Genomic DNA, 17,269 nt, shown 5'->3' on the forward strand with positions numbered 1-17,269 from the left:
GCTAAAGCACTTGGACTAAATACCAAGACCATATATTTTCACCCCATAAAAATGTGATCCAACCTGCGATCGCAAGATAAGGGCCAAAAGGAATCGCCTGATCTTTTTGATGATTTTTAAAAAGCATTAAACTAATGCCGATAATGGCACCGACTACTGATGCCATTAAAATAAGTAAGGGTAATAATTGCCAACCTAGCCAAGCACCAAAGAGTGCAAACAGCTTAAAATCACCAAAGCCCATGCCTTCTTTACCCGTAGCTAATTTGAACAGCCAAAAAATAGTAAAAAGGCTGGTGTAGCCGGCAATGGCGCCGATAACAGCATCTTCTAAGGGCACAATTCCATTTGATAGATTTACGATTAAGCCTAACCACATTAATGGCAGAACAATTTGGTCGGGGAGCAGCATATGATCAAAGTCGATCATCGTTAAGGCAATTAGGCCCCACGTCAATATTAAGGCGTAACAAGTGATAACAGTGACACCAAAATGTTGAGCAATAACTACACTCAATAAAGCGGTACTTAATTCAACTAATGGATAACGCGCAGAAATTTTATTTTTACATTGGCTACATTTTCCTTTCAACACTAACCAGCTAACCAAAGGAATGTTTTCATAAAAACGTATGCTATGTTGGCAATGTGGACAGGTAGAATCGGGCGTTGATAGAGTAAGGAGTTCTACTTGCTTTGTCGATGATGGCTTGAGCTCATCGGCAAGAAATTCTCGACACTCTTGATACCAACCTTGTTCTAACATTTTTGGAAAACGATAAATAACTACGTTTAAAAAGCTACCTATCATTAACGAGAAAACAAAAACAAAGCCATAAAAAAACAGCGAGTTACTTTCTAACAGATGAATAAATTCAGACAAGATAAAACCTTTTATTATTTATTATTTATTATTTATTAATTAACTATGGTGAAAACTAGGTATAAAAATATTAGCGCGCGACACTAAACAATTTTACCTATTTCGAAAATAGGTAAGTACATAGCGATAATTAATCCGCCAATCACTACGCCGAGTACTGCCATTATCATCGGCTCTAATAAACTGGTCAGTGAGTCTACCGCGTCATCAACTTGTTGCTCATATATTGTGGCGACTTTGGCAAGCATATCATCCACAGCGCCTGATTCTTCACCAATCGCAACCATTTGTATAACCATGTCAGGAAAGATATTACAGTTACGCATTGCTAAATTCATTTGCATACCCGATGACACTTCGGCGCGAATTTCAAGAATTGCAATACGAAAAACCGCATTACCAGATGCACCCGCAGCCGACTCTAATGCGTCAGGTAAGGGGACACCGGCGGCAAAGGTGGTAGATAAAGTTCTTGCGTAGCGGGCAACGGCTGCCTTTTCGAGTAAGGCGCCAATAACCGGAATTTTTAATATTATCCTATCAACTCGGTCTCTAAAACTTTGGCTGTTAAGATGAGCTTTTTTAAAAAAGAAACTGGCAATAAATAGCCCCGCTAAGCCTAAATACCAATAAGCTTGCATAAATTCTGAAAGGGCAATAACAAATAAAGTGAAGGCAGGTAGTTCAGCGCCAAAACTGGCAAAAATATCTTGAAATACCGGCACGACAAAAATTAATAATATTGAGGTAACAATCAGTGCTATCACTAATACGGAGATAGGATAAGTCATCGCTTTTTTAATTTTAGACTTTAATGCTTCAGCTTTTTCTTTGTAAGTCGCAATACGATCATAAATGGTCTCAAGTGCGCCCGATTGCTCGCCAGAACTGACTAAATCACAATATAAGTCATCAAAATATTTAGGGTGGTCGCGTAAACATTCAGATAAAGGAATACCCGATTGCAGTTTATTACTGATATCAGCTAACAATCTTTGCATATTGCCATTGCTATGACCTTTACCAATCATTTCAACGGTTTGTACTAAGGGGACACCAGCGCCAAGCATGGTCGCTATTTGCCGAGTAACAATAGCAATATCTACCGGTAATATTTTTTTGTCATTGGCATTACCAAAAATAGATTTGGCTTTCTTTTTTACTTTCCCCGGGGTAATGCCTTGTTTGCGTAACTGAGCTTTTAGTTCTAGCATGCTGGTCGCGGGTAGCTCACCATTAACTTTTTTACCCTTACGGTTTACCCCATGCCAAACAAACGTATCAAGAGCTTTAGCTTGCGGTAATTTTCGTTTTTGAGCCCCTGAAGTTGCCATATAGTGTTTACCTGTAAAGTTAAAATATTAATCATTATTAATACTAGTCAATATCACTAAAAATAATAGTGAGCGGTTTATTTTATGCAGAAGTTACACGGTTTATTTCCGCTAAACTTGTTACCCCCTGATGGGCTTTTTCTAAACCCGATTGGCGTAAGTTATTGTAACCTTCTTTTTGACACTGCTGAGCGATATCCATAGAATTACCGCCTTCCATTATAATAGAAGACATTTTTTCACTGATTTTTATCACTTCATAAACACCAACACGACCTTTGTAGCCGCCCGTACATTGATCGCAACCTACGGGTTTAAATAATTTTATTTCACTAAGTTGTTCAGGGGTAAAACCTTGTTTTTCTAGTTCAGGTCTAGGTATAACATCTTCAACTTTACAGCGATTACATAAGCGTCTGGCTAAACGCTGAGCAATAATAATACTGACCGAACTGGCCACGTTATATGAAGGAACACCCATATTTAATAATCGAGTCAGGGTTTCTGAGGCTGAGTTTGTGTGCAACGTAGACAACACTAGGTGACCGGTTTGTGCAGCTTTAATCGCTATTTCAGCAGTTTCAAGATCACGAATTTCCCCTACCATAACAATATCGGGATCTTGGCGAAGAAAAGAGCGCAGCGCATTAGGAAAGGTTAAGCCGGCACGCACATTAATTTGTACTTGATTAATGCCATCTAAATTTATTTCTACCGGATCTTCTGCTGTTGATATATTACGCTCTTCGGTATTTAGAATATTTAAGCCAGTATAAAGAGACACTGTTTTACCTGAGCCGGTCGGTCCTGTGACTAATATCATTCCTTGTGGCTGCGCTAAAGCGTCCATGTAAATTTGCTTTTGCGCCGGCTCATAGCCGAGCATTTCAATACCTAACATCGCACTTGAAGAGTCAAGAATACGCATTACCACTTTTTCGCCCCACATCGTCGGTAACGTTGAAACACGAAAATCAATTGATTTTTTCTTGGACAATGCTAATTTTATCCGTCCATCTTGGGGGACTCGCCGTTCAGCGATATCGAGCTTTGACATTACTTTTAAACGTGCTGCCATACGAGAGGCAAGTGATACGGGCGGCTTTGCCATCTCAGTTAAAATACCATCAACACGAAAGCGTATACGGTATGATTTTTCGTAAGGTTCAAAGTGCAAATCTGAAGCCCCTTTTCGAATAGCATCGAGTAATATCTTATTGATATAGACAACAATCGGTGCATCTTCTTTATCACCGGTAGCGCTATCATCTTCTTGACGCTCTTCTTGAACGTCAATACCAGCAAGCTCTGCAGCATCAATATCGGTAATATCTAAAGCATCACTTTCTTCTTCAAGAATTTTATCAATAAAGACTTGTAGGTTTTGTTCATTGGTTAACACTAATTCGGTAGGAAAACCGGTGTTAAATTGAATATCTTCTAACGCATCTAAATTGGTTGGGTCAGACATCGCGACAAATAACACTTTGCCACGTAAAAATAAGGGCAGTGCATTATGCTTGCGGATCAATTTTTCGTTGCGAATGCCATCAGGGATCATTGTACTATCGAAAGCGTTAAGATCGATTAACGGAAAGCCAAAACTACGAGATAGTATGGTGGCGATACTGTCCGCGTTTAAATTTTTATCTTCAATAAGAAATCGTACGAAAGGTTTTGTTTGTTTAAGAAAGTCAGCACTGATCGATTCGACCATGTTTTCGGCGACAATGTCATGCTTTGAAAGTGCAGTTAAAACACTTGATTGTTTATGATGTCCTTTCATGGTTACCTTTTAGCTTTATGGGTACATAATGTATATATACATTATGTATTTACTCATAATGTTTACAAAAAGTATAGCTAAATGCGTTGCTATTTTAGTCATAACAAGGAGTTAATAAGCTTTTAGGCAATAAAAAAGCTCCTAAAGGAGCTTTTTTATAAATAATGCTTAATTATTAACAAACACCAGCGGCTATACATGTGCTAGTTGAATTTTTCGCCCATGTTACTTGTCCATTAGCCCAGGTTCCTGTTAGAACATAAGTATACGCAGTCCCAAAAGTTGTAGAGTTACCTATTGCTGTAATAGTATTTGCTGTTCCAACAACACTTGTAACTACACCACTTGCACCTTGAGAAACAACTCCATTTGAGCCTGACACACATGCAGTACCAAATGTCGTATTATCTGTTGCAACCGTTTGAGCACAAATTTCCATCGCAGTTTTCATTGTTGATGTTGCTAATATTACTTCGGAATATTTAGCTTTTTGCGTATAAGTTTGATACGCAGGTAGCGCAACTGCCGCTAAAATACCGATGATCGCAACAACGATCATTAATTCAATAAGGGTAAAACCCTTTGCTTTGTTTAAAGATTTATTTTTTAAAGATTTAACATTGTTCATAATAGGTATTTCCATACATGATTACGGGGGCTGAATTTATATTGCGACAAAAATCAGGAAATGTAAAATTTTGTGACACTTTTTTTATCATTTTTTTGATATTAGTTAAAAAACATCAATAAGTAACATCTTTTTAACTAATTGTGACACGCTAAAATGTTAAACAAAGCGCATAGAAAGGTCAATAGCATTGATATTTTTAGTTAATGCGCCCACTGAAATAAAATCGACACCTGCTTTTGCATAGCTTTTCAGTGATTCTATAGTCATATTGCCAGAAACTTCTAATTTGGTTTTACCTTGTGAAATTTCAGCGGTTGCTATAACCGCTTGCTCAATCATTTCATGACTAAAGTTATCAAGCATAATAATATCGCTGCCAGCCTTTAATGCTTGAGTGAGTTCTGCGATATTTTCAACTTCAACTTCAATCGTTTTATTTGGATGGTTTTTTCGAGCCGTTTGAATCGACTTCTCGATACCACCACAGGCGGCAATATGATTTTCTTTAATTAAAAAAGCATCAAATAAACCAATACGATGATTAACACCGCCGCCACATGTTACCGCATATTTTTGCGCGCTACGTAAGCCAGGCACTGTTTTTCGGGTATCAAGTAACTTAGTGTTACTCGCCGATAATTCTTTAACATAGCGACTGGTTAATGTTGCGGTTCCTGAAAGAGATTGTAAAAAATTTAAAGCACACCGTTCGCCAGTAAGAAGAACACGTGCGTTTCCAGATAATTCAAATAAAGTGCTATTGGCTTTGACACTTTCACCGTCGTTAACAAACCAAGTAATATCCGTTTTTGTCTTATGTATCACATCGAGCTGGGCAAAAACTTCGTTAACCCAAGCCACACCACAAATAATACAATCTTCGCGGGTAATGATATTAGCAACCGCTATATTTTCCAGTGGAATTAACTCAGCTGTAATATCTTGGCTATTTTTTAATGCGTCGGCGTTATCAACACCTAAATCTTCACATAATGCCCAAGTTACTGTTTTTTTAATATCGTGTTGTAGTTGCACAGAAAGCATTGAATTTTATTCTCTTGTTGGTAAATAATTAAGTGAGTTTTTTGTGGGGCGTTTATCGCCAGTAAATCACAGCAGGTAGATCATTGCTCGCGTAAAATAAGTTTCTTACCTATCTGGCTGAATTCTACCCTTTTTAATGCACTCATGCCCAATAGAATTTCATTAGACTGCATGCTGGGATTGATGTGGGCGCTAACATCATACAAATAAATATTACCAATACTGAGCTGTTGTAATTCAGTTTGATAAACAGTGGTAGTGCCATTGGCCGTATTAACGAGTGACGGTCTGTTTCCCTTGAGCTGCAATTGCTCTGCTATATGAGCGGGAATCGACACTTGTGTTGCTCCAGTGTCGAGTAAAAAAACCACGGGCATCTCATTTATTTCACCATGTACTACATAATGGCCTTGGCGGTTTTGTTGTAATGTTACTTCCGCTTTACCCTGTGTATTTAAACTCATCTGTGGATCTTTGTTAGGATCCCATTGCTTATCAAGTACATCTTGAAAAAAAAACACCATTAACGCCAACGCAATTAACCACGCTAACCAAATAAATATTTTTCCCATTTTGTTTGTCGAATCAAATTCAGTCATACTCTGTTCACAAATCTTGAAATTAAATATTAACGCTATTGTATGACGAAAGACTTAAAAAATAAATTGTCCACCAAGCAAAATAATAATATGCCTATTATCAGTGGCTGGCTTGTTAATGAAGAACAACAAAAATCACCACATTTTAGTGTGCGAGATAAAAATGATACGGTTCATTTATTGGTTGTACATAATATCTCATTACCGCCAAATCAGTTTGGTGGTAGCTATATTACTGATTTTTTCTTAGGAAAGTTAGATAGCAAAGCACATCGCTATTTTGAAGAGATTGCCCAGCTAAAAGTTTCTGCTCATTGTCTGATAACCAGAGTAGGGCATATTATTCAATACGTTTCATTTGATGATAAAGCTTGGCATGCTGGTGTATCCTCCTATCAGGGGCTTGATCAATGTAATGATTTTTCTATTGGTATTGAGCTTGAAGGCGCTGATGATATTCCTTATGAAGCGGCGCAATATCATACTTTGGCGCAATTAACCCAAGCATTGCAGCAATGTTATCCCGACATTAAAAGTAATATAGCCGGGCATAGTGATATTGCGCCAGGGAGAAAGACAGATCCGGGTGATGCTTTTAATTGGCAACATTTTCATGATTGTTTAAAGTCTAGTTAATTCAATAGCAAAGGGTATATACTCGTTACCAATGAAAATGCAGATATCAGAGTGTTTGAATGGCCACGGCGATATACTCATTTTACAAGTGGATAATAAATTAGGAAAACTATATGAGTCTTATTAGCTTACTTATTGCCTTGGCGGCAGAGCGTTACTTGTCGACGACAGCGTGGCAATTTCAAACCTATTTTCATGCTTATGTTGATCTATTTAAACGTACTAAATTAATGCATTTAGCCAAACCGTCAATTGTCTCACAGCTTATCTTTATTGCCATCCCCGTTGTTGTTTGTGACTTATTGCTCGAGCTTGTTGATGATGGTTTACTCTATTTAATCTTTTCAACCTTGATTTTGATTGTTTGTTTTGGTTGTACGAAAACGCGGCAGAGCTACAAAGCTTATTTATTGTCGGCTTTTCGAGGCGAGCCGACAACATGTGAATTGCATCATAGCCAACTGCAACAAGATACCTGCAGCGCACCAATGAGTTTTGGTCAATTATTGGTATGGTTAAATTACCGATATTTTATTGCCATTATGATTTTATTCGTTGTCTTTGGACCTGCTGGTGCATTATTTTATCGTCTACTAGTGACCATGAATGAATGTCCTGAAGTGCTTGCAGAAGAATGTTCAGACAAGCAAGAAAAAGCTAACGCTGAGGTTGATGAAGCCGATGTTAAAGTAAATAATGAGGCTAAAACAACAGATTCTATGAAAAAAAATGAATCTCAGTTATTGAAAGATATGCTCTTTTGGGTCGACTGGTTGCCAGTACGCATGGTTGCTTTTGGTTATATGCTGGTAGGACACTTCTCAAAAGCCATGCCGGTATGGTTAGAAAATTTATTTGATATCAACAAGCAGCCCAACCAAATATTGATTAGCGTTGCGCAAAAGTCTGAAGACTTTATGGTTGACCCTGATGACTGTACTGCGGAACCTTGTTTATTAGTGAGGTTGGCAAAGCGGACTCTGTTGTTGTGTCTAGCTGTTATAGCGGTATTAATATTAACAGGTATCCTTAACTAATCTCTTCTTTATACTTTTTGGATGGCACCTCGTGACATCCTTTTTCAAGTACTGAGTCGAGCCAACCACATAGTGATATTTTTGCATAAGCGTTAGTATCACTATTAATTTGAACGTGTTCAATCACCAGTAAAATATTACCCTGCCTTTTTAAAGCGCGTCTTTCTTTTTTATTTTCGCTTAAAAGGCACTTTGGGTAATTGCTCAAAAGACTGTTGTTCCAAGCCTACTTTTAATCGTGCAGTTGGCATTTTGGCCTTTTTGGCATACTTGTCCTTTGACTCTGCTAAAACTCGTAATTCATCGATAAACGTACTGTTCTTGGTGTTTGCCAACTAGTTGGTAAATCGTAACTCGCGCTCTTTAATGGCGAAGTTACCGCTATGGTATTATCTTCATCGTCCCACATTTCATCCACTTGGGTAACACTGGCTGAATTTAACAGGTTGAATACTTCGACACGTAAAATAACAGTAGAGTCGTCTAAGTCAAACTGATAGCTAGCAGACACATCAAGGGTCATCACACTGTCGGTCCGACCTTTTGAGCCGCGGGGTACTAATTGTCCTTGGGCGTAAAATGATTCAGCGTCATAGGCTTGTGCACTTTCATCCGTTGGGTGATAACCAAATGCGTTGACTGGACGGCCCGTTTGATAACTGAAATTAGCCGCTAAGCTTATTTGTTCAGTGATTTGATACGCCCCGTATATTTTGACTTGATGACGGCGGTCGTTGGGTAAATCACCGTAGGATCCATCCATTAGACCCGGCAGGTCATATTGTGGCGTTATTCCAGTATTGATGCGAGTGTTGTCTTGGCGGTTGTCTGAGCGAACTAAGCCTTCATAATTACCTTTTGACTTCGACCAAGTATACGTAGCATTTAACATCCACAGACCGTCCCATGCATGTTCAACTGAAAAACTCATCGCCGTATATGTGCGCTCGGGCTTTGCGTGGCCTAAGTCGGCGGCTGGAATCGTATATTCTTGATATTGGAGTGGCCCGTCATAGTCTGGGTTCGCCTTGATGGTCACATCTTGTCCTGGGTTGGCCAATACATAGTAATGAGAACCTGAGCACCGTGTACAACTGGCATTAAATTCTCGCTCAAGATAACGATTAAAGCTCGTGTCTACGTTTATATCTTCAACCGCCATAGCTAAATTACGGTAAGTACCTTCAATAGTCAGCAGCCAGTTGTCCGTGACGGGCATTTGAAAACCAATATTAACGTTGTCAGACGTCATTGGTTTTAAATCTTTATCGGCAATATCGTAGTTTTCAGGAGGAGACCCATTATTATAATGGTCAAAGTAATAGATTGGAGTGCCGCTAATATTGGGGATTTGTAAAATCGGATCGGCGAAGCCATCAAAGGCATAATAATCTTGCCTGTAGGTTTCACTCCCTCCGAGTCGCAAGTTTGCATTCATTGGAATAGGTGAGTAAAAGCGACCGGCATTTAGCCAAAGTCGCGTTCGGCCATCTGCTGATAAGTCATAAGTTAGGCCCAAACGTGGTGCCCAATTGTTATCCATGGTTGAGAAGTTTTCTCCGACTCCATCAGCATTTTTGAAGGAGTCGCTGCGCAAGCCAAAGTTTACTGTGAACAGGTCGGTGGCTTGCCATTTGTCTTCAAGGTAGTAGGCGATATTTTCCGACTCATAGCTACCGCCCGATTCATATTGGCGGTGACGGACCTGCCTGAATTGGGGGTTGTCGGGATCGGTATAATCGTCGACGTAAAGTAAGTAATAAGCGCCACCCGAGTTGATGGTACGCTGGTTTGCCGTTAATTTCTCGGCGTCGAGTCCAAAACTTAACTCGTGACTACCGAGCGTCCAATTAATATCAACACGAATAGTCTGGCGTTCATCGTCTCCTTCATCAATTAGAAAATTAAGAAATTGGCCCTGTTTAACAAACTCTCCAGTACTTTCATAAAGGTAATACACCACAGGGTTGTCATCCAGTTCATTTTTACTGGTACGTTCAGCTTCATGGACACCGTACTGCACGCTTAACGCTAAATCATCGGTGATAATCGAGGTATATTTTAGCGTCCAATTTGTGCCTCCCGTGTAGTCAACCCCATTGCGCGACTCTATCGTGTCGCCATGGGGGCTGACGATTTGGGTGGCGTTATTACTGCTATCGGAAAATAGCGTGAATTCGAGTAGATTGTTATCGGTAATATAGCCGTCGAGCTTCATTCCCCAATACGGATCTTCTTCCGTGACTTGATATCGGGCTTTATTATTCGGCCCCGGATTAATCGGATCGCTCACAAAATTACTATACTCCACTTTTCTAGGGTTGAATAAAACATAGAAAAATAGCTGATCTTCAATCAATGCGCCCGACGCCCAAAGATTAGTGTCGATATTTGAGTATTCACTGGCCCGATTGTCAATAAAATATGAACCATCCGCTAGCGTAACTGATGGGGACGACTCTCGAAGAAAATCAGGTTCATAACTCAGGTTTATGCCCGCCTTAAATTCGTTACTCCCCGATTTTGTTTCAGCGTTGATCATGCCACCGTGATAACGGCCGTATTGAGCGGAATAACCATCGGTTATAACCTCGACAGACTCGAACATATCAAAAGGTACAGTCGAAAAACCGGTATTATTTCTAACATTGGTGATATTAAGGCCATTGACATAAAACACATTTTCAGCGACAGAGGCGCCATTAATAGCGGGTAAATTTCCAAACGCGGTGTCGCCTTTTACGGTACCTGGTGTGAGCATTATCACGTCGGTGAGTGAACGACCTATTGGAATTTTATTGTTGACCAAGTTATTTGTTGATTGGTCTGATGCATCGACTACCTTATTACTAGAACCGTCTTTTGTGACCGAAGAGAGAGTCTGTTTTGCATGTTTGTTGATCATTTTGCTGGCGATGATATTATTTGCGAATGCAGAACTATGACAGACTATTGTAAAGGCCATTGTAACGGCCACCGTAACTAGGTTTTTATTAAACTCTTTCATTTACGATCCCTATAATTTGAGCTTGTTTGTCTTTGAATTGTACTTACTTACGGAGCTTGAGAAAGTACTAAGACTATTATTATTAACTCTAGTTTGCATTATGGGTGTTTATTGTACAAGTCTCTATTTTTTATATAAAAATTGGACTAACCCTTTTACTGTTTTGTAGTATTAAAATTTCCCCAGTATGGTCTTCCATTATAACGGTGAGGCCTAACTTTGCTGTAATATCCAATAATATAGTTAACTACTGAGTTTTCAGCTTCAAAAAATGAGCGATAATCCGTTGTTGATATTCATTGTTTTTTAAACGTCTAAAAACCCTTTCATTGAGCTATTATCGCAATAGTTTCCACGACGACTCATTGCTCATTTTATCAGCTCTCCATGAGTGTCAAATTACTATTCGCACTTCATTTCATTGCTTTAGTCAGTAATGAAATTATCGATATAGTCATAGCAAGATAGGGTTAAAATTAAATACAGATACTTAATAAACTAACGAGTCTACTCTACACCACTAACTTTAAGAGATGATTTTTATGTTGCTCGTTTTCTATTTCTTTTTTTAGTAAATCTTCTTGGGGTATTGGATTGGGGCAAATCAGTAAATGCAATATCTTTAACTTCAAGGATGAGTTGTTGTAAGTTTTTTTCAACACCTTTAATAAAGAATTGGTAGTTGAGTGTTTTATTACTTATTGATTCTAGCTGTGACTCCCATAGTGCTGTCATGTCAGGCTGGGAGATTTGAACGGGTAAAGAGGTAATGAGTTTTTTCCCAATCTCTGTTGCTCTTATATCCTTTCCTTTTCTCACTAAAAATTGACGTTTAAACAGGAGTTCTATAATACCAGCACGTGTTGCCTCCGTACCTAGTCCATCAGTATCTCTTAGTAACTTTTTTATTTCAGCATTCGTCACATAACGAGCTATGCCGGTAAGGGCACCTAATATCGTTGCATCAGTAAAGTATTTAGGTGGGCTAGTATTTTTTTCTACAAGCTCGCCATGTAAACAATGCACGCAATCACCCGCTATAACATTGGGTAACTTAATCGCAGAAAATTCGGAATTATCTTTACTTTTATTAGAGCTAGGAAATAAATCTTTCCAGCCATTTTTAATGATATCTTTTTGCTTACTGATAAATAAACCACCATCAATAATAGTGTCTATTTGCTTGTCCATATATTCAAAGTTTGGATAAAATTGTGCAATATACTGCCGAGATATTATTTCATAAATTTTAGCTTCATCATTTGATAGTGCGCCAGTTGGGGTATTTTTAGCTGTGGGTATAATAGCATGATGAGCACTGACTTTTTTATTGTTCCAAGCTCTACTTCTTTTCTTTAAATCTGCATTTTTTAACATATCGGCTAATTTCTCAGATACGTTACTCATAGCGTTGGTTACGGCAGGTACATCATTGAGGTGTTCCATCGGTAAGTATTGGCAATCAGATCTAGGGTAAGTTATTAATTTGTGCTTTTCATAAAGTTGCTGACAGATATCTAATACTTGCTTTGCACTCATACCAAAAGCTTTAGCGGCTGATATTTGTAAGCCAGATAAACTGAAAGGTAATGGTGCTACTTGCTGTTTTTTATCCTGTGTAACCTTTTCAATTTTTGCCGGTTTGTCATTAATACGATTGACTACATTTTCAGCTAGCTTTTTTGATAATATGCGTTTCTCTTCATCCATGAAATGCTCACAAGCCTTACTTGGCTTCCACTTACCCTGATACTTTTCACCGTTTTTTGTCGTGAGATAAGCAAGTACTTCATAAAAAGGCTTTGAGATGAAATTTTCTATTTCAATATCTCGGTTTACCACTAAACCTAATATCGGAGTCTGTACCCGACCAATTGATAATACGCCTTGATAGCCTGATTTCTGCCCTTGTAAAGTACAAAGACGAGTCATATTTAAGCCATAAAGCCAATCAGCTCTAGCTCTTGATAATGCTGAAACAGCAAGAGGGATATAATTTTTATTAGGTTTTAAGTTATCTACCGCTTTTTTAACCGCATTAAAATTCATATCGGTTATTAGACACCTCAAAGCATTATCTATTTTGGATTTAGATGCTCCGCTAAAGCTAATCGCTTCATCAACTAATATTTGACCTTCACGATCCACATCACCAGAATTTACGATGGTATCAGCTTGTTTTATTAGCCTTTTTATAACGGTCAGTTGTTTTCGAGTTTTTGGTTTTGGTTTTAACTTCCATTGCTCAGGAATTATGGGTAAATGTTCAACTACCCATTTTTTATATTTAATATCGTAATCTTCAGGTGGAGCTTGTTCTAATAAATGTCCTATGCACCAGGTAACGACATCGCCATTACCTGCTTCTATATAACCATCATTTTTTTTATGAGGTTTAGGTAGTACGTCTACAATTGCTCTTGCTAAGCTAGGTTTTTCTGCAATAAATAATTTCATAAATATTAAGCCTGGTCTAACAGTGGGTTGTGATTGTCAAACAGAGTCAAGAACAAGCTCTTTTTTTGTATGTATTTGTCAATAATAGTGAGGCTTTTTTTCAACGTTTTTAGCTTGGTAACTGCGTCAAGCTTATATCGTGATAATATGACCTTGTTTATTGAATTATATAATAAAAATATAGTGTCAAACTTATGGTGATTGATTGTTACATCATTGCCGTGCGCTATATAGCCTTGTTGACTTTTATGGGGATTGGGTAAAACTGCCGCAATGGCACGTCCTAAACTTGGCTTTTCGACAATATATAGTTTCAATAGAATTTCCAAGGGTTCAATACAGACCATTAGAATAAGCTTAGCACAATAACTGTTTTTATATACAGTATTTATTCTCGGTTATAGTCAAATTGTTTCATCCGTAACCATATTTAGTTAGGAAGCGACCCACTCATTCACTATGTGGTGAGTAGGTCATTATCACAGCGGTAGGATAAAAGTGGTTTTACTTGTCTTTAGGTAAATATTTAAAGCCGTGGATCATTGAAGAAACAATAGAATGTTTTTCACGTCGTTCAGCAAAAAATACGGCTAAAATATGTAGTGGGATCAACAGCAACAAAAAGTAAAAGCTATAAACGTGAGCAGTTATAAAAGGCTTTCTTATATTACGCATTTCTTTATAAGCATCTGCATCAACATTTTCTTTACTGTAGGGCTTAATTAAGGCTACTTGGCTTTTATCTTGAGCTATGCTGCTAGCAAAGTATTGCCCAAAAGGAGGATAATAAATGTCAGTACCCGCAATCACTAAACCTGAAATCATTTGAATAGAAAGACTTAACATTAAAGCGCCAACCATAAGTTTCCCCAGTGGACTATGACCTTTAAATGTCTTATTTTTATCTTTTTTGAAATCGGCTAGTTCTTGTTTAAAGACTTTATTAAAAGGCAGTGTTTGTCCCCAACGTTCATATCCTTTACCAATAAAACCAAGAATAATTCTAAAAATTAAATTTGCAGCAAAAACATAACCCACACATACATGTATTGTTTTAAGCAGTATTTTACCTTCTGTTGAGATACCTAGATCTTTACCAAAATAAATAACGCTACCAATAACAATAAGCAAAAGTACTGACAAGACATTCAACCAATGAAATAAACGAATATTTCTACTCCAAACAAAAGTTTTTACTATAGTGGAAGTGATATTTACTGGGTTATCTTGCATGATGATGACTCTTTTTATTTGTTAACATTTTGCCTGTTATTTTAATAATAACCGAAATATTTATCCGCTTCTAACACTAAGTGATAGTTATTTGGATTAATGGTTACAAGATATCTTAAAGTAGCTGTGTGTCTTTACAATTAAGCGGCGTTATTTTAGTTTACTGACGATTACCTAGCAGATAATTTAATTTAATTTTCCGCAAGTGTCAGCGTTTTTCAAGATAAGTTCCTGTAAACTAGCCAAACAGCCGTAAAATAATTCTGTGTATTATAGTGTGTATTATAGTGTGTATTATAGTGTGTATTATGGGCACCCATTTAACATTTATTTGTTGAAGATAATGCAGCGAATAAATAACCAAGGAAATTTAGCATGAAGAAAATTGTCTTATATAGTATGAGTAACTGCCCTCATTGTGACACGGCGAAAGCGTACTTAGATAAAAATAACATTGCTTATCGCTTATGTAATGTGAAAACAGCCGCGGGACAAAAAGAGTTTCGCAGAGCAAACTTTAGATCCGTACCGGTAATAAAGATTGGTGAAGAATATCTGCAAGGTTTTAAAGTGGCGGCTTTTAAAGCGCTTTACGAGGATTAATATTGGTTAATATATTGCTGAGGATACAATTTTATGGCTTTAACTCGTTTTAAAAAAAGGTCTATGTTAAGGTTGAAATACTTACATGAATTAACAAGATCATTAATTACGGATGTGTAATGAAATTTGATTTTTATCGGTTTTTTTCGGTTGTTGTTATTATCTTTTTTTTTTCCTGTAGTCAATCACAGGCAAATAGTAGTGGCCAATTAGCGGTAGAACAAACCGATGAGCTAAATCGCTTATTGAACATGGATGAACAAATACGCCAACAACCTCTACAGTCTTATCAACAATTATTAAACGCAGAAAAATCTTTTTCAACTATGCCAAAACTACAACAATCTTGGTGGTTGTTACGTAAAGCTCAAGCAGAAAATTTACTCTATTTTTATGAAGACTTTAATAAGACCATCGCACAAGCCGTAGCGCTTATCGACGACAAAACCCCATTAAAAATTCAAAGTCACCTTTATATTTATCAGGGGTTAATTTATCGTCGCCATGCTCAGTATGCAGATTCTGTACTTATTCTTCGAAAGGCTATGTCTATAGCAAAAAAAAATAATTTAACTTACCTTTTTATCCTTGCTAAACAAGAGCTTGCTTTTACAAAAAGTATCACTGAACTCTTCGAACTGTCATTGAATGAAATGCAAGAAGCTTACTTAGATGCTTATTCACTAAAAGAACACTTTCTAATTGCTGTTATCAATGAAACCTACGGTGCTATTTATGGCTATATGGACGATTATGAAAAATCGATAGAATATTACCAAAAAGCATTAAATACCTATGAACGTTTAAATTATCCAGCTCATGTTTCAGAGGCTATTTACGGCATTGCTATAACCTATCGATATTGGCAAAAATATGATTTGGCGATTCGCTACTTTGAGCTTTATCAAGAAAAAATTGCCTATACCCCTAACACTGAAATTTCTTTTTTTTCAGCGTACGGTTTAGGTATGACACTGGCCGAAAAAGGCGATTGTGTTAAAGCTATCGATGTTATTAATCATGCTCTAACGTTAAATGGCTTGATTGATTATAATGCCGAATTATATAAGCAACAGGTTCACTGTTTTATTATCTTGGGTGAGTTAGAACAAGCGCAGGCATCGTTGACTAAAGCTGAAAATATATTCATGTCTTTACCTGAATTAGTCGGCACTAAGTGGCAATTAGAAGTTATAAAGCTCGGCTCAGAGCTTGCTCACGCAAGAAATAATGACAGTGAAGCTTTTCAATTATCTCGACAGTATTATCAAAAATACAATGAGTTATTGGTCAAAAATTCCAGCACACGATTAACTACAGCGCGCGCTGCGATGGAAAATGAGCGAAAATATGTTGAACAAGCACTTACCCTGCAACGAAAAAAGGTCGCCGCTTTAGAAAATGATTCCTATCATCAACAAAAATTACAGAACCTTTATCTACTGATTTTTATGTTATGTGCCGGCGTGGTTGTCATTATCGTGATAACCATTCAGTATAAAAATAATAAGAAAATGTATGCACTGTCAATTAAAGACCCATTATCAAATTTATATAACCGCCGCTATATTTTTGAGTACTTATCGAACTACCTGAACGATGTCTTAGTCGAAAAAACTGAACTTTCGGTGATTTTATTTGATATTGATGACTTTAAAATGGTCAATGATAAGTTTGGTCATCCTGTTGGTGATAAAGTTATTAAAAAAATAGCTGATCTTTGTCATGATGTCTTTCGTAATGGAGATGTCATTGGCCGTGTTGGCGGAGAAGAATTCTTATGTATTTTACCTCGTACCGACGAAAAGCAATGTAAAGTAATTGCTGAACGTTTTTTAAAAAAAATAAGTCAGCAAGTTTTCCAAGTCGAGCCAAGTTTACAGTTAACCGTAAGTATCGGTATAGCAACCTTGTCTCAACTTAGCCCAACGAGTGAAATGTTATACCTACATGCCGATGCTGCCCTTTACCAGGCAAAGCATAACGGTAAAAATAATGTGGTTATATATCAATAGAAAG

General features: G+C 37.4%; 13 protein-coding genes. 4 read left to right on the forward strand and 9 right to left on the reverse strand.

Going from position 1 to position 17,269, the window contains the following annotated elements:
* Position 1: 1 nt before the first annotated feature.
* The 6 genes from H4J76_RS01580 to H4J76_RS01605 form a co-directional block, all read right to left on the reverse strand.
* Positions 2-883: an A24 family peptidase gene (locus tag H4J76_RS01580; protein ID WP_259377106.1), complete on the reverse strand. Its 882-nt coding sequence runs from the start codon at positions 881-883 to the stop codon at positions 2-4.
* Positions 884-966: 83 nt separating this feature from the next.
* Entirely contained in the window at positions 967-2,217 is a 1,251-nt protein-coding gene (locus H4J76_RS01585) for a type II secretion system F family protein (RefSeq protein ID WP_182229976.1), read from the reverse strand.
* Between the two features lie 82 nt (positions 2,218-2,299).
* On the reverse strand, positions 2,300-4,003 hold the full coding sequence (gene pilB, locus H4J76_RS01590; protein ID WP_182229977.1) for a type IV-A pilus assembly ATPase PilB: 1,704 nt from the start codon (positions 4,001-4,003) through the stop codon (positions 2,300-2,302).
* A 175-nt stretch (positions 4,004-4,178) separates the two neighbouring features.
* Positions 4,179-4,631 carry a prepilin-type N-terminal cleavage/methylation domain-containing protein gene (locus tag H4J76_RS01595; protein ID WP_182229978.1) on the reverse strand — a complete coding sequence of 151 codons (453 nt, stop codon included), beginning with the start codon at positions 4,629-4,631 and terminating at the stop codon, positions 4,179-4,181.
* Between the two features lie 159 nt (positions 4,632-4,790).
* Complete coding sequence (gene nadC, locus H4J76_RS01600) at positions 4,791-5,669, reverse strand: carboxylating nicotinate-nucleotide diphosphorylase (protein ID WP_404842529.1); 879 nt, start codon at positions 5,667-5,669, stop codon at positions 4,791-4,793.
* An 89-nt stretch (positions 5,670-5,758) separates the two neighbouring features.
* Entirely contained in the window at positions 5,759-6,277 is a 519-nt protein-coding gene (locus H4J76_RS01605; protein WP_182221124.1) for a TIGR02281 family clan AA aspartic protease, read from the reverse strand.
* A 42-nt stretch (positions 6,278-6,319) separates the two neighbouring features.
* Here H4J76_RS01605 and ampD point away from each other — a divergent pair, with 42 nt between their 5' ends.
* Complete coding sequence (ampD, locus tag H4J76_RS01610) at positions 6,320-6,913, forward strand: 1,6-anhydro-N-acetylmuramyl-L-alanine amidase AmpD (protein WP_259377107.1); 594 nt, start codon at positions 6,320-6,322, stop codon at positions 6,911-6,913.
* 113 nt (positions 6,914-7,026) lie between these two features.
* Positions 7,027-7,950 (forward strand): beta-lactamase regulator AmpE, encoded by a 924-nt coding sequence (gene ampE / locus H4J76_RS01615; RefSeq protein WP_182221123.1) that lies wholly within the window; start codon positions 7,027-7,029, stop codon positions 7,948-7,950.
* 286 nt (positions 7,951-8,236) lie between these two features.
* Here the strand turns inward: ampE and H4J76_RS01620 are convergent, their stop codons facing one another.
* From H4J76_RS01620 to H4J76_RS01630, 3 genes are all read right to left on the reverse strand, one after another.
* On the reverse strand, positions 8,237-10,957 hold the full coding sequence (locus H4J76_RS01620; RefSeq protein WP_182229980.1) for a TonB-dependent siderophore receptor: 2,721 nt from the start codon (positions 10,955-10,957) through the stop codon (positions 8,237-8,239).
* Positions 10,958-11,497: 540 nt separating this feature from the next.
* The gene (locus H4J76_RS01625) at positions 11,498-13,414 is read right to left on the reverse strand and encodes a DNA topoisomerase III (protein ID WP_182229981.1); all 1,917 of its coding nucleotides are present in this window, start codon (positions 13,412-13,414) and stop codon (positions 11,498-11,500) included.
* A 504-nt stretch (positions 13,415-13,918) separates the two neighbouring features.
* The gene (locus tag H4J76_RS01630; RefSeq protein WP_182221121.1) at positions 13,919-14,647 is read right to left on the reverse strand and encodes a cytochrome b/b6 domain-containing protein; all 729 of its coding nucleotides are present in this window, start codon (positions 14,645-14,647) and stop codon (positions 13,919-13,921) included.
* Between the two features lie 375 nt (positions 14,648-15,022).
* Here H4J76_RS01630 and H4J76_RS01635 point away from each other — a divergent pair, with 375 nt between their 5' ends.
* Both H4J76_RS01635 and H4J76_RS01640 read left to right on the forward strand, forming a co-directional pair.
* Positions 15,023-15,250, forward strand: a complete 228-nt coding sequence (locus H4J76_RS01635; protein WP_070374757.1) for a glutaredoxin family protein — start codon at positions 15,023-15,025, stop codon at positions 15,248-15,250.
* 119 nt (positions 15,251-15,369) lie between these two features.
* Positions 15,370-17,265 (forward strand): tetratricopeptide repeat-containing diguanylate cyclase, encoded by a 1,896-nt coding sequence (locus H4J76_RS01640; RefSeq protein WP_182229982.1) that lies wholly within the window; start codon positions 15,370-15,372, stop codon positions 17,263-17,265.
* The last annotated feature ends 4 nt before the right edge of the window (positions 17,266-17,269 follow it).

It is taken from the genome of Colwellia sp. BRX9-1 (genome assembly GCF_014077195.1).
In the GTDB taxonomy this organism is placed as follows: domain Bacteria; phylum Pseudomonadota; class Gammaproteobacteria; order Enterobacterales; family Alteromonadaceae; genus Colwellia_A.